General features: G+C 55.4%; 17 protein-coding genes. 6 read left to right on the top strand and 11 right to left on the bottom strand.

From position 1 onward, the window contains the following. The first annotated feature begins 91 nt into the window (after positions 1 to 91). The gene (locus tag SH467x_RS08805; RefSeq protein ID WP_482370899.1) at positions 92 to 601 is read left to right on the top strand and encodes an MgtC/SapB family protein; all 510 of its coding nucleotides are present in this window, start codon (positions 92 to 94) and stop codon (positions 599 to 601) included. Between the two features lie 5 nt (positions 602 to 606). Here the strand turns inward: SH467x_RS08805 and SH467x_RS08800 are convergent, their stop codons facing one another. Continuing rightward, the gene (locus tag SH467x_RS08800) at positions 607 to 1992 is read right to left on the bottom strand and encodes an MBL fold metallo-hydrolase (protein WP_482370898.1); all 1386 of its coding nucleotides are present in this window, start codon (positions 1990 to 1992) and stop codon (positions 607 to 609) included. A 154-nt stretch (positions 1993 to 2146) separates the two neighbouring features. Here SH467x_RS08800 and SH467x_RS08795 point away from each other — a divergent pair, with 154 nt between their 5' ends. Then, the gene (locus SH467x_RS08795; protein ID WP_482370897.1) at positions 2147 to 3493 is read left to right on the top strand and encodes a metal-dependent hydrolase family protein; all 1347 of its coding nucleotides are present in this window, start codon (positions 2147 to 2149) and stop codon (positions 3491 to 3493) included. Between the two features lie 85 nt (positions 3494 to 3578). Next, positions 3579 to 5216, top strand: coding sequence for a glucose-6-phosphate isomerase (gene pgi, locus SH467x_RS08790; protein WP_482370896.1), 1638 nt, complete (start codon positions 3579 to 3581; stop codon positions 5214 to 5216). A gap of 26 nt (positions 5217 to 5242) precedes the next feature. Here pgi and SH467x_RS08785 read toward each other — a convergent pair whose 3' ends face one another. The 5 genes from SH467x_RS08785 to SH467x_RS08765 all read right to left on the bottom strand — a co-directional run bounded on the left by SH467x_RS08785 (position 5243) and on the right by SH467x_RS08765 (position 12671). Continuing rightward, entirely contained in the window at positions 5243 to 5752 is a 510-nt protein-coding gene (locus SH467x_RS08785) for an HPP family protein (protein WP_482370895.1), read from the bottom strand. Between the two features lie 160 nt (positions 5753 to 5912). Beyond that, complete coding sequence (locus tag SH467x_RS08780; RefSeq protein WP_482370894.1) at positions 5913 to 7355, bottom strand: hypothetical protein; 1443 nt, start codon at positions 7353 to 7355, stop codon at positions 5913 to 5915. 160 nt (positions 7356 to 7515) lie between these two features. After that, positions 7516 to 9426 carry a sulfatase gene (locus tag SH467x_RS08775; RefSeq protein ID WP_482370893.1) on the bottom strand — a complete coding sequence of 637 codons (1911 nt, stop codon included), beginning with the start codon at positions 9424 to 9426 and terminating at the stop codon, positions 7516 to 7518. 79 nt (positions 9427 to 9505) lie between these two features. Then, positions 9506 to 11209, bottom strand: a complete 1704-nt coding sequence (locus SH467x_RS08770; protein ID WP_482370892.1) for a DUF4129 domain-containing protein — start codon at positions 11207 to 11209, stop codon at positions 9506 to 9508. A 76-nt stretch (positions 11210 to 11285) separates the two neighbouring features. After that, the gene (locus SH467x_RS08765; protein ID WP_482370891.1) at positions 11286 to 12671 is read right to left on the bottom strand and encodes a hypothetical protein; all 1386 of its coding nucleotides are present in this window, start codon (positions 12669 to 12671) and stop codon (positions 11286 to 11288) included. Between the two features lie 203 nt (positions 12672 to 12874). Between SH467x_RS08765 and SH467x_RS08760 the strand changes: the two genes are divergently transcribed. Genes SH467x_RS08760 through SH467x_RS08750 form a run of 3 tightly spaced genes read left to right on the top strand, consistent with a single transcriptional unit; the run spans position 12875 to position 16821 of the window. Continuing rightward, positions 12875 to 13345, top strand: a complete 471-nt coding sequence (locus SH467x_RS08760) for a response regulator transcription factor (protein WP_482370890.1) — start codon at positions 12875 to 12877, stop codon at positions 13343 to 13345. A gap of 44 nt (positions 13346 to 13389) precedes the next feature. Continuing rightward, positions 13390 to 14451, top strand: a complete 1062-nt coding sequence (mtnA, locus tag SH467x_RS08755) for an S-methyl-5-thioribose-1-phosphate isomerase (protein WP_482371356.1) — start codon at positions 13390 to 13392, stop codon at positions 14449 to 14451. A gap of 9 nt (positions 14452 to 14460) precedes the next feature. Next, positions 14461 to 16821: a DUF4159 domain-containing protein gene (locus tag SH467x_RS08750; protein WP_482370889.1), complete on the top strand. Its 2361-nt coding sequence runs from the start codon at positions 14461 to 14463 to the stop codon at positions 16819 to 16821. 84 nt (positions 16822 to 16905) lie between these two features. Here the strand turns inward: SH467x_RS08750 and SH467x_RS08745 are convergent, their stop codons facing one another. The 5 genes from SH467x_RS08745 to SH467x_RS08725 all read right to left on the bottom strand — a co-directional run bounded on the left by SH467x_RS08745 (position 16906) and on the right by SH467x_RS08725 (position 25396). After that, entirely contained in the window at positions 16906 to 17841 is a 936-nt protein-coding gene (locus SH467x_RS08745; RefSeq protein WP_482370888.1) for a leucine-rich repeat domain-containing protein, read from the bottom strand. A 67-nt stretch (positions 17842 to 17908) separates the two neighbouring features. Continuing rightward, positions 17909 to 19324 (bottom strand): DUF1501 domain-containing protein, encoded by a 1416-nt coding sequence (locus tag SH467x_RS08740; RefSeq protein ID WP_482370887.1) that lies wholly within the window; start codon positions 19322 to 19324, stop codon positions 17909 to 17911. A gap of 13 nt (positions 19325 to 19337) precedes the next feature. Next, positions 19338 to 22229, bottom strand: a complete 2892-nt coding sequence (locus tag SH467x_RS08735) for a PSD1 and planctomycete cytochrome C domain-containing protein (protein WP_482370886.1) — start codon at positions 22227 to 22229, stop codon at positions 19338 to 19340. 124 nt (positions 22230 to 22353) lie between these two features. Beyond that, a complete protein-coding gene (locus SH467x_RS08730; protein WP_482370885.1) occupies positions 22354 to 23727 on the bottom strand; it encodes a sigma-54-dependent transcriptional regulator in 1374 nt (457 codons plus the stop codon). After that, entirely contained in the window at positions 23717 to 25396 is a 1680-nt protein-coding gene (locus SH467x_RS08725) for a sensor histidine kinase (protein WP_482370884.1), read from the bottom strand. Before SH467x_RS08725 ends, SH467x_RS08730 begins: the two co-directional genes overlap by 11 nt. Positions 25397 to 25405 lie beyond the last annotated feature (9 nt).

Genomic DNA, 25405 nt, shown 5'->3' with positions numbered 1-25405 from the left:
ACGAGAGTCGTTCGCTCCATGGGAGGCGATGGTACAATCGCTTCGAATCGATGGCAATCTCCAGCCCAGGAACGAGATCGGACGAAGCATAGTGACCGAGCTTTATGAAATGCTAGTCCAGGAGTTTTCCGATTTGGATCTCCTGGAGTTTGTTCGCGTGGCGGTCCGGCTCACGGTGGCCGCCATTCTAGGGGGCGTCCTGGGCTTCGAACGGGAACAGCATGGCAAGTCGGCTGGGATCCGAACGCACATGCTCGTCGCGATGGGGGCCGCCATGTTCGTCATGGTCCCACAACTCGACGGACTAGAAGATGCGGAACTCAGCCGAGTCATGCAAGGCATTATCGCAGGCGTCGGCTTTCTCGGAGCAGGAACCATCGTCAAGAACTCAGGGGAGGATGTGCGAGGCCTGACAACCGCAGCGGGAATCTGGCTCACCGCAGCGATCGGTGTCTCCGCAGGGCTCGGTCGCGAAGTGACCGCCATCATCAGTACCGTGTTCGCCATGATCATTCTCTCGCTCATTCCCCATATTCCATTTGTGGCTCAGGAGAGGCAGCGCAAGACGAATCCATCACCCTCGTCGTACGATGAATCGTAATCGTCTTATATCGGAAACGCCTGACCATGGGCGGGTATGAAGACATTCCGAAAGCCGATTTCCTGGCATCGTTGCTTTAGTGCAACCTTTTGTTCGGATTCGCCGTGGATGAGAAACAGATTCTTTGTTTCTGAGGCGGTAGATGAAAGAACACGAAGAAGATCGTTTTGGTCAGCATGGGCCGAGAATCCACTGACTTGATGGATGTCGATCCATTTGTTCCAAACCCGCCCCTTGAACCGGACGACAGGCGTGGGTGATAGAAGTGTTGCGCCAAACGACTCGGGAGCTTGGTAGCTCACCATGATCAAACTGCTGCGAGGGTCATCGATATGGTATCGCAAGTGGTCCAGGATCCTTCCGCTATCGCACATACCACCGGATGCAATGATGATGGACGAGCCAGGCTGCGTGGAGCGGTACCAAGCTTCGTCGCTATCGCTGATCCAGTTTCCAGCGAGGCTTCGCAACGCCTCGTCGCCAAGATGCTCGTGATAAACGTCATCGAGCCGTTTGGCCAAAGGACTGTCGATGTAGATCGGGCAGTTCGGTATCCGCCCATCCTGTTTGGCGCTTTGCAAGGTGTGCATTACCAAATGGATGCGTCCCAAGCTAAACGCGGGGATGAGGACCTTTCCTCCTCGAGCTACCGTGTGCCGAATGATCGTAGAGAGTTTATCGATCGTCGAAGGATAGGATTCATGTTGTTTGCCCCCATAAGTGCTCTCGCAAACAATAGCGTCCGCGCTTGGGAGTGGGGAAAGATTCCCGACCAACGGCAGATCCGATCGACCTAGGTCTCCAGTGAAGAGAACTCGCTTCCATCGTTCTTCAGAGCGAAACTCCACTTGAAAACTAACACTTCCTAGGACATGTCCGGAATCGCTCAATTGCACCGATACGGTAGGGCCTAGCCGAAATGGTTCACCGAGCGGGAGGGGCGTGCAAAGCCGGAGCGTGTTCTCGACATCGGCGTAGGTGAACGTAGTCGATTCGTCTTCTTGCCAACCGCGAGAGCGAAACGAAGTCCGCCGGAACGCGCTGCGTTCAAAGTAATGAGCTCGGTCACTGAGAATGACGTCCAGCAGGTCATAGGTGGCGTGAGAGCAAAGGATTGGACCGCGAAAACCATCGCGGACCAGCAAAGGTAACCCGCCGCAGTGATCTTGGTGAGCATGGGTGATGCAAACGGCATCGATCGATGCAGGCTCAAAGTGCCAGCGAAACGGTTTCTTGCGTCCCCGTTCATCTTCGCTCGACTCATTGCCGCAATCCAACAAGAGGCGATACGAGCCGGTATCGAGCAAATGCATGGAGCCGGTCACCGAATCGGTGGCCCCCAAAAACTGAAGGGTGGCGGAAGGCTGAGGGTTGAAAGAGCTTCGGTCCATGTTCGATATGGTAGGTGATCCACCCTGAAATCACAGCCCCAGAATACGCACTGCGACCTGCTATACTGATCCTTTTCCCTCGCACACGATCCATCCGCCATCCTTTTGCGGGTTCTCGGGTGGCAGGTTCTCGGGTGGCAGAAGGACTTGGTTCATGAGCTACGCATCGCGACGTTTATTCCTTTGGGCTGGTTCAATCCTGTTGGCCTGTGCGACCGGAGCGTTGCAGGGTCGCGCTCAAGTGACCTTGTTTCAGAATGTTCGGATCTTTGATGGCGTTCACGACGAGTTGTCACCTCCGTCTTTCGTTTTGGTACGTAGCAATCGGATCGAGCGAATCTCCTCATCGCCGATTCCCACAGATCGTCGAGGGGACACGGTACTCATCGATGGTACCGGTTGCACATTGATGCCGGGCCTCATCGATGCCCACACACACCTCCTGTTTTCCTTGGTTCCTCAACAAGCCGCTTTGATGAGCGATGCTGGATTCCTTCATGTCGTGGCCACGCGCGCTGCGAGCGATACGCTGATGCGAGGCTTCACATCGGTTCGCGATCTTGGCGGGCCGGTATTTGGTCTCAAAAAGGGGATCGACTCCGGGGTGGTCGCGGGGCCGAGAATTTGGCCGAGCGGGGCGTTTATCTCGCAATCCGGAGGGCATGGCGACTTTCGGCTTCCCAACGAATTTCCCGCTCCCGCCAACAGTCTGAGCATCTCGGAACGAATGGGTGGATCGGCTATCGCGGATGATCCGGCGACTGTTCGAAAGCGCGCGAGAGAGTTGCTGGGGCTCGGGGCATCTCAAATCAAATTGATGGCTGGGGGAGGAGTTTCCTCCCCTTACGATCCCATCGATGTCACCCAGTATACGGTCGAAGAGTTGCGGGCCGCCGTCGAGGCAGCTGAAAATTGGGGGACCTATGTGACGGTCCATGCTTATACCCCGAAAGCGGTACGGCAAGCCATCGAGGCTGGTGTTCGATGCATCGATCACGGACAACTGCTCGATGACGATACGGCGAAGCTGATGGCGGATCAGAAAATCTGGTGGAGTTTGCAACCGTTTCTCGATGATCGTCCAAGCCCATTTCCGGAAGGATCTCCCAACCGACTCAAGCAACTGGAGATGTACCAAGGAACCGAGCTCGCCTACAAACTTGCTAAAAAATACAATATCCGAACCGCTTGGGGGACCGACAACCTCTTCAGCGCCGAAGGTGCGATGCAGCAAGGCGCGCAGCTGGCCAAAATGACTCGCTGGTACACCCCCGTCGAGGTCTTGAGAATGGCGACCTCGGGGAACGCGGAATTGCTGGCACTCTCCGGAAAGCGAGCCCCCTACGAGGGCAAACTCGGCGTGATCGAATCCAATGCCCTGGCCGACTTGATTCTCGTCCGTGGTAACCCACTGGAAGAAATCGAATTGATCGCCGATCCATCCAAGTCCTTCGTGGTCATCATGAAGGATGGGAAGATCTTCAAAAACACAGTGAATTAGAACACAGTGAATTAGAACACAGTGAATTAGAACACAGTGAACAAATAGAACTTTAACTCTCCACGCAACCTAAAGAAAGCTGGTTATGAATTCGCATCCTTCCAGTCACCCCCAAAATCCGGCTTGGACCGCACTCACCGAACATCACCACAAACTTTGCCATGTCCATCTGCGAGAACTCTTTGCGGAAGAGCCTCTTCGGGGCGAAGAGATGGTGATCGATGCGATCGGACTCACCCTGGATTACTCCAAAAACCGGATGTATCGCGAAACCGTCGAGTTGCTTGTCCAGCTTGCCGAAAGTTGCCACCTGCGTTCCCGGATCGAGGCGATGTTTCGCGGGGACCGTATCAATATCACCGAGAATAGGTCGGTACTCCACATTGCGCTTCGCACACCTCGCACCGCTTCCATTGTGGTGGACGGGGTGGACGTGGTTCCACAGGTTCATGAAGTGCTCGACAAGATGACCGCGTTTTGCAATCGAGTGCGCCGAGGGGAATGGAAAGGGTACACGGGCAAACGGATTCGCAATATTGTCAACATCGGCATTGGAGGTTCGGACCTTGGACCTGTCATGGCATACGAAGCGTTGAAACATTACAGCGACCGATCGCTGGTGTTCCGGTTCGTATCCAATATCGACGGAACCGATTTTGTCGAAGCCACGCGCGATCTGGATCCCTCCGAGACGCTGGTGATCGTATCGTCGAAGACTTTCACTACCCAAGAGACAATGACCAATGCACTGAGCGCACGAGAGTGGTTGTTGAACGGACTGGGAGGGGATAGCGATGCGGTCGCCAAGCACTTTGTCGCGGTTTCAACCAATGCGGAAAAGGTCTCGCAGTTCGGAATCGATACCGCCAATATGTTCGGGTTCTGGGATTGGGTCGGAGGACGCTATTCGATGGACTCTGCCATCGGGTTGTCGACGATGCTCGCGATCGGTCCCGAAGCATTCCTGGAGATGTTAGGTGGTTTTCATGCGATGGACGAGCACTTTCGCACGACTCCGTTCGATCGCAATTTACCAGCGATGCTCGGGTTGATCTCGGTATGGAATTGCAACTTCCTCGGGGCTCATACCTTGGCCATCCTTCCCTATGACCAGTATCTCAAACGCTTTCCCGCTTACCTGCAGCAATTGACGATGGAGAGCAATGGCAAACAAGTCGCGCTCGATGGTCAGCGTGTTAGCCATTCGACGGGGCCCATCTACTGGGGTGAACCTGGTACAAATGGCCAACACTCGTTCTATCAATTGATCCATCAAGGAACACGATTGATTCCTTGCGATTTCATCGCATTCCTCGAATCGCTCCATCCGATCGGGGATCACCACGATAAGCTCTTCGCGAATGTGCTGGCCCAATCCGAAGCACTAGCATTTGGCAAAACGGCCGAGGAAGTCATCGCGGAGGGAACGCCGCAAGAGTTGGTACCGCACCGCGTGTTCGAAGGAAACCGACCCTCGAATACTATTCTTGCGCAAAAACTAACCCCCGATATCTTGGGCAAATTGGTCTCCCTCTACGAACACGCGGTGTACACCCAAGGAGTCATTTGGAATATCAATTGCTTCGACCAATGGGGTGTCGAACTCGGCAAAGCTTTGGCGCAACGTATTGTTCCGGAATTGACTGCGTCTGACGAGGCACCCCTGCAGCACGATAGCTCAACCAATGCGCTCATCCGGCGATATCGAGATGCACGACGCTGAGCTTGAGCAATCGGCCGATCGGAGGGTTAGAGCCAGTGCGTCGGGTAAGCGCGCTGCGGTGTGAGATTGTTAAAGGCGAACGTCCAGAGGACGATCAAGATCGATCCGATCGCAACCGGGGCGATCAAGAAGTCCCACGAGACATCGGCCATCACCCCCACCAAAGCCACTGCACCAGCCGGGGGATGGACGGTCCGTGTGATTTTCATCGTCACGATCGTCGTTGAAACGGCGATCGCCATCACCCAGGGAGCGGTTCCGAACAATGCCACCAGGATCACGGCAATGGTGGCACCGAGGATGTTCCCACCGACCACGTTTCGGGGCTGGGCGAGAGGGCTCTTGGGAACACCGAACACCAAGACCGAAGTTGCCCCCATCGGAGCGGCGATCAGCGGGTATCGGCTGTAATAGGATAGGTATGCCAACATGGCGATACCGACGAAGCTACCTGCCCAAGAAAGGACCATTTGGTCACGGGAAAACCGAGGCTGGAATGCCTTCCCTTTTCGTCGACTCCGCTTTGCGGATAACACCAAACGACGATGCTCGCGTTTAATGCGAATAATGGCGGAACGGTAGCGTCTGATTCTAAGAATGATCCATGGACTCCGGGAGAGGTAGAGTTCGCTCTCCAGACTAAGTCGCCTTGTTCATTCCGTCAACCTGCGTGCAACCACAACTCCGAGCGCCCCATCATGACGACGAGGAGAGTTCCATGACGCGGCGCGCCAAGGGAGTCGTCTTTTCACGGTCACCATGCAGCAGGTAGGTGCAACCCGCCAAATACAGATCGCGCCACTGCGGTGCAATGGATTGATAATCCTCGAGGCAAGCCGAGCTGAACTTGTAATCGTGGGAATCGGTCCCTTTGAGGAATACGAACTCTCTCGATTTGCGAACCAATTCGGTCGCAGATCCCCCGCTCGTGAGAAACTGCAGTGTCTTCTCCGCCGCGTCCTTGCGATTCTCCCGAATCGTCTGAAAGATCGAATCGATTCCTGGAGTTCCATCCTGCCCAGCGAGGGCATCCCGGAACGCCTCGATACGCCCTTCTTGCAGATCACCTCGCGCTTTGGCAGCCTCTCGGAAGTGAGCTAAGAAGGACGCATTTTGAAGAAGCAGCCAGCATCGGAGCGAATCGTCTTGGACATGTTGATACAAGTAGTGCATGGCATTGCTCGTCGTGACAGCATGCAAAGGGACAATAGCAGGTTGCCGGGTTACCAATTCCGAGGAGGCCACGAAGATGCCGTCATAAATCGAACTTGGGTGCACCCCATCGTTCAACATTTCCTTGACCATCTGCGAGGCGCCGGTCGGGGTGAGGGTTCGAAGCCCTTCCAAGACGCGCACCGTGGCCTGCGGATCTCGTTTGCCGTAACTCCATTGCTTCGTGATAGAGGGAACGAGCTCCCAGTTGAAGCGGCCCGCGCGATCGACTTCCGCATCGATTGTGGATGGATTGGGCTCGCCAGTATGATTCAAGATTGCGTAGGCCAGCGAGCGAATCACCGGTTCCGAGTGTTCCCAACCGATCACGGAAAGGGTTCGAAAGGCCCCTGCGACGTAGATGCTTTTATGGCCGATGCTCCGAAAATCGCGAGCCGCATGTTTGGCCAAGAGGTCGAGCAAGGTGCTTGTGGACAGCACGCGCGATGCAGCGGCCGCAGCTGCATCCGCCTGCTCCACATCCCACTTCGCCATGGCTTCGTCGAGCTTCGCGTAGGCTTGATGCGCCTCGGGAACGCGGGACTCGTCGACCGCAGCCATCGTCCAATTCCCTTCGGAAACGTCCGTGGCTTGCGCGCTCTTGAAGTAATCGATCGACCAGAGCAAGGGGAGCCATCTCTGCTGGTCGACCGCGGCCATGGAAGCTTGATGGGCCGCATGCACTACCAAAACAGAGTGAAATTTGAATCCCACGGCTGGTCTGGGTTGCACATTCCGAATCCCGGCTAAAAACAGTGCAGCAAGCCATTCCTGGTAACTGACGCCATCTCGAATTCTCGTCATCACCGTTTCCACGATGTTTTGCCGCGGTGTGTCTTCCAACAACCGGACGAGAGGTTCGATCTCGGGTCGGAACTGCACCATGCCGCTCGGCACTTGCATTTCCGAAGCGCGAACGTTCGGCAACCACGATCTTGAGAAACCCAATGATCCGGCGGCAGTGCTAGCTGCCGATACGGAAAGGAAGTTTCGTCTCGTTTGTGACCCCATTTCCAGGCCCTCCAGATGAAGAAGTTTGAGTCGACACCATCCGACTCCGATGGATGCGAAAATGCTCAACCGGAGGCTATCGCCCCTCGACTGGTATTGGACGCAAGACGATTTTGCGAATATCCATCACGGCAATCTTGGACTTGGTCTTCGGCCGAACCTCCAGCCTTGCAGTCCCGGCTGATAGATTCGCCTTTCCAACCGTCAAGTAAACCATGTTCTGATAATGACCCGTGTCGGGAACCACCCAATCGAATGACTGATCGCCGATCGACAACGCGACTTGCGAGCCACCGTTTCCGCTGCCACAACCGCATTGGACTTCGATCTCGTAGATTCCATCCTTAGGAATGTTTAGTTCCCAGTGAGCCCAATCGTCGACTTCGGTCCAGTATCCCAACACATTCTTATGAAGCTCAGGTTCGTACCGAAGCTTCTTGCCGTGCGGGACAGCTTGATGGGCGAACAACGTCACAGCTCCCTGCGGCGTCTTCAAGGTCGGCTTATGCCCCTTTGAAGCTTCGTCCATCCGCTCGCGCCACACTTTCCAATCCTGTCCAATTTGTTGGGCGCTCGCATTGGCTCTCAATCGGGAGGAATCGAATTGACCATAAATCCCATCGTATTGTTTCGGATCAAATTCCGGATTCGGCTCACATCGCTGCGCTCCGACCCAAGCAAGCCATCGATCCAACTCCCCCCGCATCTCCCTCGCTTTGTCCGACATGGATGCCGAAAGATCGGTCTCTTCGCCTATGTCCTTTTCTAAATCGTAAAGCTCGAACGAGTTGTCTTCGTACTGCAAGACTCCTTTCCACTTCCCTTTGCGAATGGCTGCCGCGGGGCGGCTTCCTTGATTGGTGTAGTGTGGGAAATTCCAAAAGAACGGTCGATCCAAAGAGGGCTCCCGGTTCGCGAACCAATGCGAACCGAGATCGATTCCATCCAAAGGTCCTAACGTCTGCCCTACGTTCACCCCTGCCATTTGGAGGAATGTAGGCATCAGGTCGATCAAGGAGACAGGAGCGTTCGAGACACGATTCGGTGCAACAGATTGTTTTGTCGAAGCGATGATAAGAGGGATTCGAAGACCTCCTTCGTAAAGATATCCCTTTCCTGCTCGAAACGGTGTATTGTGGGTCATCGGTTCCTCATGAAGCTCTCGTACATGCAATCCACCGTTGTCGCTGGTGAAAAGGATGATCGTCTCGCGCTCAGAGGGCTGAGTGTTGATGGCTTCGAGAAGCTTTCCAACGGAGCGGTCCAGCGACTCGATGCTCGCGGCGTAGAGCGGATTGAATGCGTCGGTGTTCCGTTGTTTTGCTTCCTCGGTCGCCTCCAATTTGATATGGGGTGAGTGATGGGGTATGTAGCAAAAGTAGGGCTGATCCGACTTGGTCGCAATGAATTCGGCCGCCCGACGGGTGATCAAGAATTCATTCTTGTTGCCGGTCTCGTCGTCAAGCTCCCCTTTGCCGGGCAATTCTGCCACGACTTCGAAGCCCTGTTCTTTCGGGCTGCTCTCTTTACCTCCAAGGTGCCATTTTCCGAACATGCCGGTTCGATATCCGGCTCGCTGCAACTCTTCGGCTATCGTCCGTTCTTCGGGAGGTAAGGCGGAATGGATGCGGGCATTGAGAACTCGCTGGGAGGGATTGTCGGCTCGGCCGGGCAAGAAAGAGGTCAAGTGCAATCGAGCCGAGGACTTGCCAGTCAAAAGGGAGGCTCGCGATGCGGAGCAAATCGATAGCCCGCAATAAGCGCTCGTGTACCGCAAGCCTTGCCGGGCCAACGCGTCGAGATGGGGGGAGCGATGGTCGGTTCGGCCGTAGCAATGCAAGTCGTTGATGCCGAGGTCATCGGCAAGGATCAACACGATATTCGGCCGTGTATCGTTATCGGGTCGTGTAGCGTCGGATTCGGTCCCTTCAACACGGGAGATGACGACGGTTAGGCAGAACGCGACGATGGCAAGGATGGTTTTCATGAGTCGGAACGAACAGGGGAGGAAGGCTGCTTCGGAGACCCTCGATTGTATCCGATTCCGCACGTCGCAACGGGAATGTTTATCGCATTGAGGATTCCCACCATACCCAAAGCTCCCGTAACGGTTCCAGTTCCGTTCGATGGACATGGCTTTTGGCGTAGGCGATGCGTCCGTAGAGATGACCAAGATGGATCAAACTCGATTGCTGTTCGGAGTATTTGCGGGCCACCCTGCGAACGAACTCATCTGGCGTTTCTTCCTCACTTCGAACAATGCGATGTTCCCGTCCCCAAGCGATCAACGCTCGGAAGGTTTGTCGAACAATCTGCTCCGGATGGAGTTGCCTGGAAGAGAAAGGGTTTGTGTAAGTGGAAAACGGCGCAACGATTTCTGTGGGTTCTTCGGAGGCCGGTTGGGTATCAAGCTCCTTCGTTGTCGGTTTCCGGCCGAATAGCTCGGAGAGAAAGCGCAATATGGCCTGCCTTTGGGTCCACCCCCAAACCACGGCAATCAGCAACAGAATCAACAGAAGCATCCAAGAGAGGAGCGAGCTCCCGTTCCAGTTGATTTTCCACGAAGTGTTTCGGTTCGCGGCCTCATCGGCCGGCCCCTCCCTCTCGCCGCCCCCTCTGTCAGCGCCCTCCCCTCTGTCAGCGCCCTCCCCTTTGTCAGCGCCCTCCCCTCTGTCAGCGCCCTCCCCTCTGTCAGCGCCCTCCCCTCTGTCAGCGCCCTCCCCTCTGTCAGCGCCCTCCCCTTTTTCGTCAGCGCCGTCCCCTTTTTCGTCAGCGCCGTCCCCTTTTTTGCCGTCAACCTTGTCAGCCTTGTCAACACCGTCAACCTTGTCCCCTTCTGGGGGTTTTCTACCCTGTTGACCCTGTTGCCCCTGTTTTTCGGGGGCTTCGACGCCGTCTTGGCCGATTCCTTGGGGGTGGGGTAGGAGGTCGTCGCGACGGGCGATTTCCAATGGGGGTTCCCAATTCCATAAAGGCTGGCTGGGGAGAGGTAAGAATGCAAAGAGCAATACCAACGCTGCGACTGCGGCAACACCCATCGTGAGCCATTGCGTTGCGAATGAAATCTCCATCGGAATATTTCGCTCTCGCAGGGTTTTGCGAAGCGTCAACAGTGCAATGAGCACCAGCAGAGACAGAGACGAAAAGAGATAGACGAAGACCATCCGATTTGCAAACGCTCGATCCGCGATCGGGCTCATGAAAAATTGCCCTGCGCCGAAGACGGGGATCGCCAGGAGCGAAAAGTAGAGAACCCAGACCCCTTGATTATGCTTCCGTTGACGTCCCTGCGTCGGTGCGATCTCACTGAATGAATCACGAGGGTCTTTTCGAAACAAACCGATAGACTGAAGTAAGCCAGCGCCTTGGCTGGAGATCCCTTCGTGAATCAAGGTGCAATCGAAGGTAATGCGATCCGCGAGATATGCGATCAGTATTAGAATCGATACCAAGAAAGGAATGCTTAAAAAGGCGAGCGATCCACTGGCGGTGAAAAGCCGAGGGATGACCAGAAGGGTTGCCGCTCCCAATCCGGCCATGTAAACGGTGCTCTGAGCTCTGGATTGTTCGATGGCGATACGCGCGATCAGCACGGAGGCGAACGTATAGAGGCCGAGTACCCACATCAGCCGACCTGTTTGCTGTCCGGGGTAGAAGAGCACGATGAGAAAGTAGACGAGCGAGCCAATCATCGAAATGATGAAGGCCGGGGCAATCGCCGCCAAAGTGTAATCGAGGCTTTCGGGTTTACGTTTCGTGTCCGGTTCCATCGCCCCAGTATAGACTCTGGCCGAACCCCTTTCGAAGCGAGATTACCGCACGGTCGAGATTACCGCAGGGTCGAGACTACCGCAGGGTACTGGGAAGACCCGATAAGCGAGCGGCGTTGCTCGGTGTGGGGAGAAGGGATACCAACCGGGAATGCCAACGCTGGACCAGCTCCGCAGGCGGGTTGGAATGGAGGCCTGTCGCGAGCCACTGGCTGATCTCGTCCAAGGGTGTGACCTTCGATTCAAGGGCCCGATCGGTCGCCAGGAGGATCTGCTTCACCGATCCGATCTGGGAATGGCTAGGGGGAGACCCAGGCGCGCTGAGGCCGGGGCCATTGCCTCGCCATCGCAGTCCATTGCCGTCCAGATGGAATGCTAACTCCATGGAATCCACGGGGGCGGTTGGCGATTGCAAGGGTCGGAGATCGTGCGAGCACCAGCCAAAGCGTTCCATGGTTTGTTTCAGCCAAGAGACCTGGATCGTTTCATCTTGGGAGGAGCCTGCCGATATCGCCCCCTGAACACGATCGAGGAGCCCATTGCGCAGGACAGCTTCTTCGATGTAGAGATCTCCAAAGCCTTGGAGCGGTTCTCCAATCGAGTTGGACAAGGCCGCCCACGAAGTGTTTAGAAACCTGCTTTGATGGAGCGTGCTTTGCCAGCCTTGCGCGTCCTGTTCCCAGCGGACTTGGCCGCGAAAGAGAGCCAGTGGGCCGACATGTTCAACGACAGGGAAATAAGGTTGGATCGCGGAACAGGGGATAGCCAAGTCGCGCGTGTCGATCGCCCAATCGGTATGGGGGTTTTGGGGATCATGGTAGCGGCGGACATGAACCAACCCTGGAGTCTCCGAACTTTTCGGTTCCAGGCCGAACAAGATCTTGATGTCGGACAACGAGAGCGAAGGAGTGTATTCGATTTGAATCTGGTGCAGCGATTCAAGCTTGGGTGCCGAGGCCAAATGGGGAGACCCGGCCAAGGTTGAGGGAAGAATACGCAGCGAATCGATCGAGACCTTGAGGATCGGCACCAAATTATGAGGGCGGCACAAAAATGAGTCGTGCAAGATCTGTAGGGCAAGGTTCGATTGCTCCTGTTTCATCTCTGCCGCATGCAGTTTGAGAGCCCAGCCCTCGGTGGTCATGACCCCGTCGACTTGCTCGGCCCGCAGGATGGGTGTCTGCGTTTCAGGATGGGCACAGACCAATTCACGGATTCGGAACGTGTGAGGCGAAGGCTGCTCAATGGACTGAAAAACCACATCCAGCCCGATGTTGCTGCGGATCCGTTCCCGCCATGCCGCCGCTTGCCGAAGCTGATACCAGCTGGTTTTGGAAAGGACCACGAAGCTGGTAGTGGCGAGAAGGGGGACGAGCCCAAGCAATACGAGAACCAACCGATACAGCGCTCGCTGCGTCGACTCATGAAGCCACAAATGCTTGCGTCGGCGTTGGAAATGCACGGTGTATCTGGGACGCTCGCACGTCGGAGGAACGGGGAAACGATGCTTTTTCCGCAATCTGTTCGATAGCAAATCCGATTTTTCGATGCAAGCGAGCTTCCAGGTTCCTGGCAAGGTTTCGGCCGACTTGTTTCGATGGTATAAAAGCGTGCATTCCTTGAGTTCGAATTTTCATTCGAATGCCCTCCCCCAATGCTTTCATTATGCCGATTGAACCTGCCTGGCGACGAGAGAACCGTCCTCCACGAGTCTTGATTGTCGACGACGATTTCGAAGTAGCTGAACCGGTCAAATTCGCCTTGGAGGGCTTGGGCTACACGGTCACGCATGTCTCCGATGGAAACAAAGGAGTCGACGCGATCGAAGTGGTCCATCCCGATTTGATGGTGCTAGACATGATGATGCCTGGTCGAAGTGGGTTCCTGGTCCTGGAACATCTCCGACGCATCAAACGCTCCAACGTTCGGGTCATCATGGTGACAGGAAATGAAGGGGAGCGGCACCAAGCCTACGCGAGGATGCTCGGAGCGGACGAGTATATGCATAAACCTTTTGCCATGGATAAGCTGCTTCAGCGAGCCCAAGAGCTTCTCGCGATGCCGCTTCCGGACGAAGAGACTGCGCCTCGTTCGGAAGATCCAGATTCGGAACCGACCGGAGGGACCGATTCGTGAGCGGCGACTTCGATTCTGAACCATCCGATGCACCGATCTCGCTCATCGCGCCGACGTTCGAGTATCTTTCGGTAGCTTGGCGAGGAGATATCGACGGCCATTTGGAGTTGCTTGATCAGACCAAGCTTCCGTTGACGCTGGAGATCCAGCCCTACCGTGATGTGGAAAGTCTGTTCGAGGCGATCGTCTCCCTTCGCGTGCGGGGCGCTCCCGCGATAGGTATCGCGGCGGCCTATGGAGTGGTCATCGCTTCCCAACAGGTGATGGATAAGCCATTAGCGAGTGCTGCTGCGGAAATCTTGAAACAATGCGACTATTTGGCCACGAGCCGGCCGACTGCCGTCAATTTGTTTTGGGCGCTGGATCGAATGCGGAGGATCGTCGATCGGAACAAAGGAATATCCGATGCCGCGGAACTCACTCGTGCTCTCCTTCGCGAAGCGCGGTTGATTCACGAGGAAGATCGCCGAATGTGCCATGCGATCGGAGCCTACGGAGCATCCCTTCTTCGCGATGCGACAGGTGTCCTGACCCATTGCAACACAGGCGGCTTGGCGACCTCAGAGTATGGAACGGCACTGTCGGCGATCCTGACCGCACAGGACCAAGGCCATGTGCTGCAGGTTTATGCGGACGAGACTCGGCCGTTGTTGCAGGGGGCCCGACTGACCGCTTGGGAATTGCAACAGCGAGGCATTCCGTGCACGCTGATCTGCGACTCGATGGCAGCCCAAGTCATGCGGGAGGGGAGAGTGCAAGCGGTGATTGTTGGAGCGGATCGGATTACGGCGCGGGGTGACACAGCCAATAAAATCGGAACGTACTCCCTCGCTGTGTTAGCAAAGTACCATTCCATTCCATTTTATGTAGCGGCCCCAACCAGCACATTCGATTTGAGTTTGGTCTCTGGGGACGATATCCCTATCGAGCAGCGCAAGTCGATGGAAATCACCCATGGATTCGGATCGCAAACCGCTCCCATGGATATTGAGGTTTATAATCCAGCATTCGATGTGACGCCGGCGGAGTTGATCACGGCGATCATTACGGAGAGAGGGATCATCGCCCCGGTGAGCGAATCGAAAGTCCGATCCATGCTCTCTTAGGAAAACACCATGGTTGAGAGCACGCATTTGTCCCGTTGTTTATCGCTGATGCTGGTGCTCGCGATTTCGCTGGTTAGTCCCTCGCATGTCTTCGGGCAGCGGAGGACCGTGACAGCGCCGCAAGTCGAAGAAGCGATCCGCCGAGCTGTCAATTTCCTCTACTCGGAACAAGAAAGCAACGGCGCGAATCGCGGCGGCTGGAGGGAATACGAAACCGGTTACGGTTGCGGGAGCTCTGCCATGGTCACGTTGGCCCTCCTGAGCGCGCAGGAACGCCCCTCAGACCCTCGACTGAAAAAGGCGCTCGACTACCTTCGGCGTACGAGGCCGACGAAGACGTACGAGATTGCACTCCATTGCATGGCGTTGTGCGCAGCCGAGCCGGCCCGCGATATGGCCCTCATTCGCAAGGATGTTGAATCGCTCGTCGAGATCCAAGCTTCCGATGGGGGTTGGGGCTATCACTTGGGAGATGGTTCGTCCGACGAGTCCAATGCCCAATTTGCAGTCCTGGCTCTATGGGAAGCAAGCAAATTAGGGGTCGAAATCCCGGATGCTTGCTTGGAAAAGGCGTACGAGTATTGGAACAATCGGCACACGGGGACCGGCTGGGGATACCGTAGCGAACGGGGTACCTCTGGCAGCATGACTTGCGCGGGCATCGCATCCATGCTCATCCTTCGGGACGCATCGGAGAATGTGGACGCTCGGGTGGAAAACGGAAGCATTGTCTGCTGCGGCGGAGGAGCGGACGCGATGCAACGCGATCCCGTATCCCTCGGCTTCGCATGGCTCGTTGCCAACTTTTCCGTTGAACAGAATCCTTCGGGTACCGGATGGCATATCTACTATTTGTACGCGCTCGAACGGGTCGGACGGTTGACGGGACAAAGGTTTTTTGGCGAACGCGATTGGTACCGTGAGGGAGCGAGCTATCTCGTATCGGTTCAATCCCAAGTGAAGGGTTCGATCGACGGTGGGGGAATGGAGGCTCAATCGCCCGCCACCACAACCGCCATGGCTTTGCTCTTTTTAAGCAAGGGAAAAAGGCAAGTCGTTTTCGGGCACCTTCGTCATAGCGAAGATCGTGACTGGCAGTTGCACCGAAGAGCGGTTCAGAACTTGACGGGCCAGATTGAAAAAGTTTGGAAGCGCGAGTTGGCTTGGCAATCCGTCACCCTGAAGAACGCTACCCTCGCCTCGCTCTTGGAAACTCCTGTTCTCTACATAAGCGGCTCGAAGGCCTTTCGATTGACACCTGACCAACGGCAATTGCTGAAGGAATATGTCGACAACGGCGGATTGATCTTCGCAGAAGCTTGCCATGGCGACGGGTGCGATGGCCGGGCATTTGACGCGACGTTTCGAGATGAAATGCAGCAGATCTTCGAAAAACCCCTCACCAAACTACCACCTTCCCATCCCGTTTGGTTTGCCGAGGCGAAGATCGATCCGTCCGCATTGCCCGATGATTTTTGGCTTTATGGCCTCGACGCTTGCTGCCGTACGAGTGTGATCTATTCCCCGATCAGTCTTTCATGCCGCTGGGAATTAGCTCGGCCGTGGGGGAAGACAAAGAAACATGGCCCTGCGATCGATACCGATATTGAAAACGCCGTCAAGATCGGAGTGAATCTCGCCTCTTACGCCACAGGGCGCGAATTGAAAGAGAAGCTGGATGCGGTGGAGGTCATTGCGGCACCCTCGAATTACCAAACGTTGCCCCGAGGGGTTTTGAAACTGCCAAAGATCCAACATACCGGAGGTGCAGATGATGCTTCCAGGGCGATCGTTAATCTTCTCGATGTCTACCACCGCGAAACGAAATCGCTTATCGATCGCGACACGCCGCTAATCTCTTTGACCGATGAATCGATCGAACGGTATCCGTTGCTTTATATTCACGGTCGAAACAAGTTTCTATTGTCAGACGCCGAAAGGGATGGGTTGCGAAAGCACTTCGAGAACGGCGGCTTTGTTCTCGGGGACGCAATCTGCGCGTCGAAAGATTTCGCAACATCGGTTCGGGACGAGTTTCTCAAGGCGGTTCCGGATGCGAAGTGGCGAAGCTTGGACCCGAAACATACATTCATGCTTCGGGACGAAGTGAATGGCTTCGATGGTTACGATCTCTCACAAGTCGACTTGGTGGATCCGAATATCGGTACCGGAGACTTGAGTCGCGCCAAGCGGGAAGGTCCTCCCGAGATTGAAGCCCTCGAGTGGAACGGACGTATCATCGCGGTCTTCTCCCCTAACGATCTGAGTTGTGCGATGGAGTCCAAGCATTCGATCCAGTGCAAAGGCTATGTGCGCGAGGATGCCTTCCGAATCGGTATCAATATGATTCTGTTTGGACTTTCCCAATAATCCGACCCGCAATTAGGTCTGCAAGCGGCTCCGCAAAGGGACCCAAAAAGGGATCTGCTGCTGGCTCGATGGCTATCCCAAGGGCTATTTGGATTTGATCTTGAGATCGGGAAGTTTGGCTTGAAGTTCGGCAAGGGCTTTCTCGCTGACAGCGGTGTCATTGATCAGGAGATCTTTAAGATTCTTCAAGTCGCTCAACTTGGCCACACCTCGATCGGTGATTTTCGTTTTGCCAACGTGGAGAAACTCGAGGGTTGGGATGGCGAGGATGGCTGGGATCGCTTCATCACCCACGGTAGAGATATCGTCGAGGTTGAGCTTTTTGAGGGGTAACCCTGCGAGCTTCCTCAAGCCATTGCTTGTCACACGCGTTCTCATCAAGTTCAATTCGCTCAGCTTGGGCAGTTTGGCTATTGTGTCGAGGGACGCATCACCAATCGCCAACTCGCTCAACTCCAGCGACACGAGGTTCGCGAAGTTGGGCAAATACGCACCGAAGGCTTGATCGGTCACCCCGTCTGCTCCTCGGACGCGAAGTTTGGTTAGGGATGGATTGTTAACAAAGGGGGCCAAGCACCGATTGCCAAGTTCCAATCGCACCAAGGAGAGTTCTTTCAGCTTGGTCAAAGTCCGAAGAATCGATAGATCTTCATCGTTGATAGAACCGTCAAGGATAGAAAGTGCCCCTAGATTCACGCATTTGGAAACATGCTCCAATCCCGCTGCGGATATACCTCGGCCACTCAGTGTCAGGTTTCGCAGCTTCGTCTGTTTCGGTAAGAATGCCAGCAGCTCGTCGCCGGCCCCTTTGGCGTCGGACAACGGACATTTGGACAAGTCGGCTGCTTGCAGGTATCCCATCGCATCCAATTTGACTTTGATACCCGGGAAACGCGACTCCCAATCGGCAACGGAACGGACTTCTTGCGCGATCGCCTGCCGAGATCCTGTACCCAGGCAGTCCAGGGTCAGGTTGCCGATGGCCCCGAGAAGGATGACAAAGCAGGAATAGGTTCGCATGATGAAATCTCGCGGTGGAAGAAAAGGGCAATAGGAGGTGAGGATGCGACCGGGGCGGGTGGGAGGATCAAGCGAGGATGGCATTTACCACTTTACCGGCTACATCGGTGAGGCGGAAATCTCGTCCCGCATAGCGATATGTCAATCGGGTGTGATCGATGCCGAGCAAATGTAGGATCGTGGCGTGGAAATCGTGTACATGAACACCATTCTCGGCAACGGTCGCTCCGATTTCGTCTGTTGCACCATAGGTCATTCCACCGCGAATTCCTCCACCTCCCATCCAGGAGGAGAAGCACGCGCTATGATGGCCGCGTCCCTTTTCGCCATCCACGCCTGGTGTGCGTCCGAATTCAGTTGTCCAGACGACGAGGGTGTCGTCGAGCATCCCACGATCTTTCAAATCGCGCAGCAATCCGGCGAGTGGCCTATCAATGTTCTTCGCATGTTGAGCGTGCTCGGCCATGTCTCCATGTTGATCCCAATTGTGGCTGCTGCTTCCATCGACCAATTCAATGAAGCGAACACCCCGTTCCGCCATTCGCCGAGCAACTAAGCACATCCATCCGAACCCTTCGTTGGTATCTTTCGAAACTCCATACAACTCCAATGTGCGAGCATCCTCTTTCGAGATATCGAAGGCATCGGGTGCATCGCTTTGCATATGAAAGGCTGTTTCAAAGCTGCGAATGCGCGCGGAGAGATCGGTGTCGTTCACTCGTTCGCTAAGGTGCTTATTGTTGAGCGCGTCAGCAAAGTCCAGCTCCAACTGTTGTATCCGTTGCGACGGTGTGCGCGGAGCCAAGTTCGGGATGGGTTCACTCCCACCTAGCACTCGAACACCTTGGTGATAGGCTGGCAAGAAATCATTGTTGAAAATCTGCGTGCCTGCATAGGGCATTTGCGGGGCGAGCGCGATGAAGGAAGGGAGATTTTGATTCTCGGTGCCGAGACCATAACTCACCCAGGAGCCGATGCTCGGCCGCGAAAAGAAAAAAGAGCCGGTATGCATGCCCAACGTCGCATTGTAATGTTCGTTGTCGTTCCCATTCATGGAACGAATCACGCAGATGTCGTCCATCAACTCGCGGACGTTGGGAAACAAATCGCTGACCAGCGTGCCGCACTCTCCTCCAGGTTTGAAATCCCATAGCGGCCTGAGGAGAACCCGTTCCTGATTGGATAGTCCACCTCCGACCCCTTTCTTTTTTCCATCCGCCTTGAACAACTCGGGCTTGTAATCGAAGGTATCCATATGGGAGGCACCCCCATTGGAAAAGACAAAGATGACCCGCTTGGCCTTGGGAGGAAAGTGAGGAGTTTTCGGGGTGAGGGGATCGGTCCCCGGGATGGGGGGCGCCGACGGCGACCCATCGGCCAGCAGCTCCCCGAGCATTCCCGGCATGATGAGCGAGGCTCCGAACAGCGAACGAAAGACAGCCCGACGGGAAGAGAGAAAAGATGGAGTTGGGAACTGGGCCATGCTGCTGGATTCCTTAATCGATATAAACGAATTCATTGAGACGGAGCATGGCGCGCACCAGGGCGAACCACGCTTCGCGCTGTGAATCGTTCTCCGAACCACCTGCTTCGCGCGCCGCGTGTGCGGCTGCCAGGAGCAACCGACTCGACGCGTCCATTTCATCCTCCGATGCGGGGCGACCTAGGATGTGTTGGTAGGCAAACCGAATTCGGCTCTGTTGTTCCGGTGCATGTTCCAAGATGCGTTGAGCAATACGCTCGGCTTGCTGATGCACGAGTGGGTCGTTCAGAAGCGTCAGAGCTTGGATCGGGGTCGTGGTAGACGAACGCGAACCAGTGCTTGTCGAAGGATCCGCCCCGTCGAATGTCGCGAGAAAGGGATGGCGTTGGATTCGTTGCGTCATGAGATAAACGCTTCGGTGTACCGATTCGTAAACAGCTTTGAACGGATTGTGCTGCGTGTACTTCCAGCTCGAAGGAGGTGGGAAGGGATGGGGTGCTGCGGGCGTCAGATTCAGATTCCCTCCGAGGTGGAGCAGCGTGTCGCGAATGGATTCGGCATCGAGTCGTTGGCGTCGAAACCCGGCGAGAAATTCGTTGCTGGGGTCCAAGTCCATCGCCTTGGCATCGCGAAAGCTCGATAGTTGGTAGACGCGAGAGAGCATGATGTCTCGATGCAATTGCTTGATCGACCAACCATGCTCCTTCAGCCTGCACGCGAGATAATCGAGAAGCTCGGGGTGGGTCGGAGGTTTGCCTTGCTTTCCAAAGTCATTCGGTGTTGGGACGATCCCCCGTCCGAAATGGTATTGCCACACACGGTTGGCGATCACGCGCGCCGTAAGCGGATTGCTATCGGATACGATCCATTCGGCGAGTTCTCGACGCCCGCTTTCGCGGCATTCCGTCGGCAGATCTCCGCCCCCAAGTACGATTGGAAATCTCCGCCGGACGATATCGCCAGGTTTGGTGGGTTCCCCTTTGAATTGGACCGCAGCATCCTGTGGCGACTCTTGATCGGTCACCGCATACGCGGTTTCGAAGAGGGGGGGCTGATTGGCGAATGCCGCGGCTTCCTGTTCTGCGTCCCGGAATGCCTTTTCCGCTATCGCCTTTTGCTCTTTGTTTGCCTTCTCCAACTCCTTCTTCCGTTTCTGGACTTGTTCGCGGAGCCTAGCCAATTCCTTGTCTCGCTCCGACTGCTTGCTCATGGCAACTGCAAGCTCGGATATTGGGACGAGCGGGATGAAGTCTCGTTGTTTTTGATCGAGTTCGATACCTGGCCACGGGTACTGCGTGCTGGCAAAGATTCCATAAAGACCGTAGTAGTCCTGCGCGGTGATCGGATCGAATTTGTGATCGTGACAGCGAGCGCAGTTGATCGTGATACCGAGAAAAGCTCGACCGAGATTATCGATGGTGTCTTCGATCGTTAAGTGCCAAGGATAGTCATCGACTCGCGAGCCGAAACGTCGCGAGTTCGCCAAGTAACCCGTGGCGACGATACGGGACTGGCGCTCCGTTTCGTTTTCGCCACCGCGAAGATCGCCAGCGATCTGATCCCGTACGAATTCATCGTAAGGTAAATCTCGGTTGAACGCTTCGATGACCCAGTCTCGATAGCGCGCCATTTGAGGGATTGGGAAATCCGAGTTGTCCCCAGCGGTATCGGAGTAGCGAACGACATCCAGCCAATGCCTTCCCCATCGGATGCCGTATTGTGGCGATTCGAGCAATCGATCGACCACGGTCGCAAAGGCCTCTGCGGATTCGTCTTGGAGAAACGCTTCGAGTTCAGATTGCGTAGGAGGCAGACCGGTAAGGTCGTACGTCGCTCTTCGCAGAAGCGTTCGTTTGTCGGCGAGGGGAGCTGGATTTAACTCTTTCGATTCGAGCGATCGAAGAATGAAACGGTCGATCTCGGTGACAGGCCACTCCGGCTGCTGCACCGAAGGGACCTGTGGTTTTTCAAGAGGACGCAGCGACCAAAATTGACGAGCCGATTCTAAATCGACTTTCTTTCCCGCGTGCTTGGTGACCGCCGCGCGCGGATCGGGAGCACCGATGCGAATCCAATGCGCGAGATCTGCAATCTGTTCCTTTGACAGCTTTTCGTCCGGAGGCATTTGCAAGTCGTCTTGGTAGCGGACTGCTTGGAGGAGCAAGCTCTTCTTCTCATCGCGCGGCACGACGGCTGGACCTAGAGAACCACCGCGACGAATCGTCCCGCGAGAATCGACGAGAAGATTTCCTCCAAGCTCTTCCGAGTCACTGCTGTGGCACTCGTAACACTTCTCGACGAGGAGAGGACGGATTCGCTTTTCAAAGAACGCGAGATCCTCATCTGAAATCGATGCTTCCAAGCCATCGACTTCTCCCTTCCAAATCTCGATTCCGGAAAAATTGGCCGCACCTCCCTTGCTGGAAACTGTGACACTTCCGTTCTTGGGGGAGACAAACCAAGGTCCCAATTTTTCCCAGTGCCCTGCGCTGCCGCTTTTGTATTGAGAGACGACTTCGCGTCCGTCGATCGAGATATTGTAGGTTTCCGAGTTGTTGTCTTCCCAGACGTATAAGAACAACGTGTATCGGCCGGTAGGGAGCTGGTTCAATGTGACGCGATTGCCTCCCCATCGACTGCTTCGAATCATCTTGGCCCGGGCGTCATCGATCTCGGGTTTTAACGGAATGGATTGGCTCTCAAATCCCCGATCGGAGCACTCGACCCATGGTGCATCGTTCCCATCCCATGGGTTTCCATCGATGGTGATCGGCGGTCCGTTCAAGTTCACACCGCGAAAGAATGCGGGCGCGGGTTCTTCCTCTGCAACACTCCTGTCAATGGTTTGACAGAGCGCGACGAGCACAAGGCAGAGGGGAAACTGCAATCGTGGGAAGTGGAGCATAGCGAGCCACGGGGAGGGTGAACACTGGCTTGTGTAACATGGCGAAACACCCCAATATCATAGCTCGCTCCCAACGCGGGGGATACGGAGCGATTCTGAATCGCCCCGTTTGGAACGGACCTGCCTAGACGGCTGCCCTCCGGCCTGGTTCCGCTTGATTGAGTTTGTTGTAAAGCGTTTTCAAGCTGATCCCCAGCTCCTCGGCCGCGGCGGGCTTGTTCCCGTTGTGCCGATCGATGGCTTCTTGCACCGCGAGGACTTCCATGTCTCGCAGGGTGAGAGCGGGCATGCTGGCGCGGACTTCTCGCTTCATCCGCTTGTCACAGAAATGCTTGGGGAGATGTTTCAGTCCAATAGGAGGTTTGTCGCAAAGGATCGTCGCATATTCGACGACATTGGCGAGTTCTCTTACGTTGCCCGGCCAGGGATGCTGTTTGAATGCGGCGATGGTTTCTTCGTCAAAGAGTTCTGCGATGGAATCGTGCTCAGGATGGTGACGCAAATACAAATGCCGCGCGAGGAGCATGACATCGTCGGCGCGTTCTCGCAAGGAAGGGACATGGATTTCGAATGTGTTGACGCGAAACATCAAGTCTTCTCGAAAGGTTTGCTCTTCGACCATTTGCTCGAGATTTCGGTGCGTGGCGCAAACGACGCGTACATCAACATGATGGACCTCGTTATCGCCAACTCGACGGATATCACCGCTCTCCAGGACTCGCAATAATTTGGCTTGCATGGGGAGAGGGAGCTCGCCGATTTCATCCAAGAAGATTGTGCCCCCGTCGGCTTCATGAAAGAGACCATCCCTCTGAGAATCGGCTCCGGTGAAGGCTCCCTTTTTGTGTCCAAAGAGTTCGCTTTCGATCAAGTGCTCTGGGAGGGCGCCACAGTTGACGGCGACGAAGGCGCGGTTAGCTCTCAAGCTATGTTCGTGAACAGAACGCGCGACCAGCTCCTTCCCACAACCTGTTTCTCCTCGGATCAAGACGGAGCTGTTGGTCTTGGCAACCTTGGAGACCAAGTTCGCGATGGTCTTCATCTCCTCGGATTGTCCGATCAACACCGTGCGAGAGTTTTGCGGTTGTTGTGCCTTTTGAAGGGCCAGGGTGTGGAGTTTCAGTCCTCGCCTCGCACGCACTCGCTCGAATAGTTCGTTCATCTCGGAAAGCTTGCATGGCTTGCCGATGTAGTCGATGACACCATATTTCAATGCGAAGACCGCGGACTCCAGCGATTGCTTACCCGTGAGGACAACGCAATCCATCGTGGGGGCCATTTTCGATGCCCGCTCGATGACTTGCAGGCCATTCATGCCGGGCATGTCGAGATCGACGATCATGCAATCGAATGTGTCCTTTTCCATCGCAGCAATAGCGGTCAATCCATCGGGACATACCGTTACCCGGTGCCCCATGTGGGGGATCTCCATGCGCATCAGTTCTTGAAGGGAGGTTTCATCGTCCACGAAAAGAATGGACAGGGGTTCATGCTGCATAACGGGACTCCCGGGGCGACGAAGGGGAATGGTTTGATGTGGTGTGTTTGGATTCGGAGGGCTGGCAAGGGATTCGCACTTCGAAGCGAGATCCATTTCCGGCGCCCAAGCTCTTGGCCGCGATATGGCCACCGTGATCGGCGATGATTCGGCTGGTGATAGGTAGTCCTAATCCCGTTCCACGTCCATCCCGACGGCGTGTAAAAAAGGGCTCGAAGAGATGCTGGAGAACTTCTTCGGTCATACCGCTCCCGTTGTCTTGGATAGCAAATTCGATTTGCTCATTTTGTTGTTCGATGGTGATGGTGACCAAGCCATCGGGTCGGTTCGGATCGAGCGATTCCAACGCGTTGGTTAGAAGATTCAAAACGACTTGTTTCATCTCCTGGGGGCTTGCCCAAGCCATCATGGCAGCGGGACCCGGATTGAACTCGATTTTCTTCGAACGGAATTGGCCTAGGTGCCGAACCATTCCAACGACGTCTTCGATCAGTTCCGCGAGATCGACATACTGACGACGTTCCTCGGTTCCAAGACGAGAGAAATCGAGGAGCCGTTCGGTAATGCCCTTGCAGCGAAAGGCCTCGTCTTGGATCCGTCGCAAATACGTCTTCAACGTATCCACATCGACACCGGTCGACTCATCTGGTTGAGATTGGCCCGAGGTCGCGTGCAGAATGCGATGCAGCCGAGACTCGAGCGCTTCGGCACTCCAAGCGATCGATGCCAGCGGATTGTTGATTTCATGCGCCACGCCTGCCGCTAGGAATCCAACGCTCGCGAGTTGCTCGTTCCGAATGACTTCGCGCGACCTCTCTCGAACTTGTTCGTGAAGATCGCGTTGGATGCTGAGAAAGCTGGCGACCCCCAAGTTGATCGCGTCTGCCAACTCCGCCAACTCGTCTTTGCTGTCCGCTCCAATTCGAATGGTGAAGTCTCCGGCGGCCACGCGTCGTGCACCAGCCAGCAACTCTTTGAATGGCCGAATCACCGCTCGCCTCGCGTAGCTGATCAGGCCGATCAGCATCACCCCCGCCAGTAACGCGCTGCTCCAAGTCAGCACGATCCAAGTCCGATAGCGATCTCGCACATCTTCTCGAAAACTAGACATCTTTTCCGCGAGCAACATAGGAAGCTCGTGAGCCAAATTGGAAAGCTTGGCCAATTGTTCCTGCAAGTGCTGAACCGATGGGGCGTCGAGGTTCTCTCGGAGGACCGATCGTTGTTGTGAATCGATTTCTTGAATGAGTTCGCTGATTTCGGCAACCAGCGCCAGTTCTTGTGAGCGGTCCGCCAAGAAGAGTTCGTCCTCGTCGGAGGATTCCAATCGGGCCCGATATCGGCTGAGAACGCTGCGAACATGCTCTAGCCCCTTTTGGAATTGGAGGCTTCGCATCTCTCGCTCGTATTCACGATCCAGCCGAAACTTCATCGGCTCCTTGATGTCAATCGTGCGATCTTGGTTTCGCAATGCGTCGATCGAACGCGTCAGCGCAGCGGTCATCGGCATTTCCAAAGCGCGCTCTCCAAGCGTGGCGGCCAAATCGCGATAGGCGTAGACCCCTCGGAAACTGCTGTAGCCTAAAACGGCGATCACCAGACCGAGGACGACCATGGAGACGAGTAGCTTCTTTCGAATCGTCCAGTTCGGAACGTTGGGGATCCACATTGCGAACTC

Origin of the sequence: Brakhagea slesvicensis (assembly GCF_052161625.1) — a bacterium.
Lineage (GTDB): Bacteria > Planctomycetota > Planctomycetia > Pirellulales > Pirellulaceae > JBKCUI01.
Note: the sequence above shows the minus strand (reverse complement) of the source record. Positions and strands in the feature narration are given on the sequence as shown.

Bases quoted from the DNA above. Each gene is read 5' to 3' on its own strand.
- SH467x_RS08800 (WP_482370898.1), bottom strand. From the start codon at position 1,992: ATGGACCGAAGCTCTTTCAACCCTCAGCCTTCCGCCACCCTTCAGTTT.
- SH467x_RS08795 (WP_482370897.1), top strand. From the start codon at position 2,147: ATGAGCTACGCATCGCGACGTTTATTCCTTTGGGCTGGTTCAATCCTG.
- pgi (WP_482370896.1), top strand. From the start codon at position 3,579: ATGAATTCGCATCCTTCCAGTCACCCCCAAAATCCGGCTTGGACCGCA.
- SH467x_RS08775 (WP_482370893.1), bottom strand. From the start codon at position 9,426: ATGAAAACCATCCTTGCCATCGTCGCGTTCTGCCTAACCGTCGTCATC.
- SH467x_RS08770 (WP_482370892.1), bottom strand. From the start codon at position 11,209: ATGGAACCGGACACGAAACGTAAACCCGAAAGCCTCGATTACACTTTG.
- SH467x_RS08760 (WP_482370890.1), top strand. From the start codon at position 12,875: ATGCCGATTGAACCTGCCTGGCGACGAGAGAACCGTCCTCCACGAGTC.
- SH467x_RS08750 (WP_482370889.1), top strand. From the start codon at position 14,461: ATGGTTGAGAGCACGCATTTGTCCCGTTGTTTATCGCTGATGCTGGTG.
- SH467x_RS08745 (WP_482370888.1), bottom strand. From the start codon at position 17,841: ATGCGAACCTATTCCTGCTTTGTCATCCTTCTCGGGGCCATCGGCAAC.
- SH467x_RS08740 (WP_482370887.1), bottom strand. From the start codon at position 19,324: ATGGCCCAGTTCCCAACTCCATCTTTTCTCTCTTCCCGTCGGGCTGTC.
- SH467x_RS08735 (WP_482370886.1), bottom strand. From the start codon at position 22,229: ATGCTCCACTTCCCACGATTGCAGTTTCCCCTCTGCCTTGTGCTCGTC.
- SH467x_RS08730 (WP_482370885.1), bottom strand. From the start codon at position 23,727: ATGCAGCATGAACCCCTGTCCATTCTTTTCGTGGACGATGAAACCTCC.
- SH467x_RS08725 (WP_482370884.1), bottom strand. From the start codon at position 25,396: ATGTGGATCCCCAACGTTCCGAACTGGACGATTCGAAAGAAGCTACTC.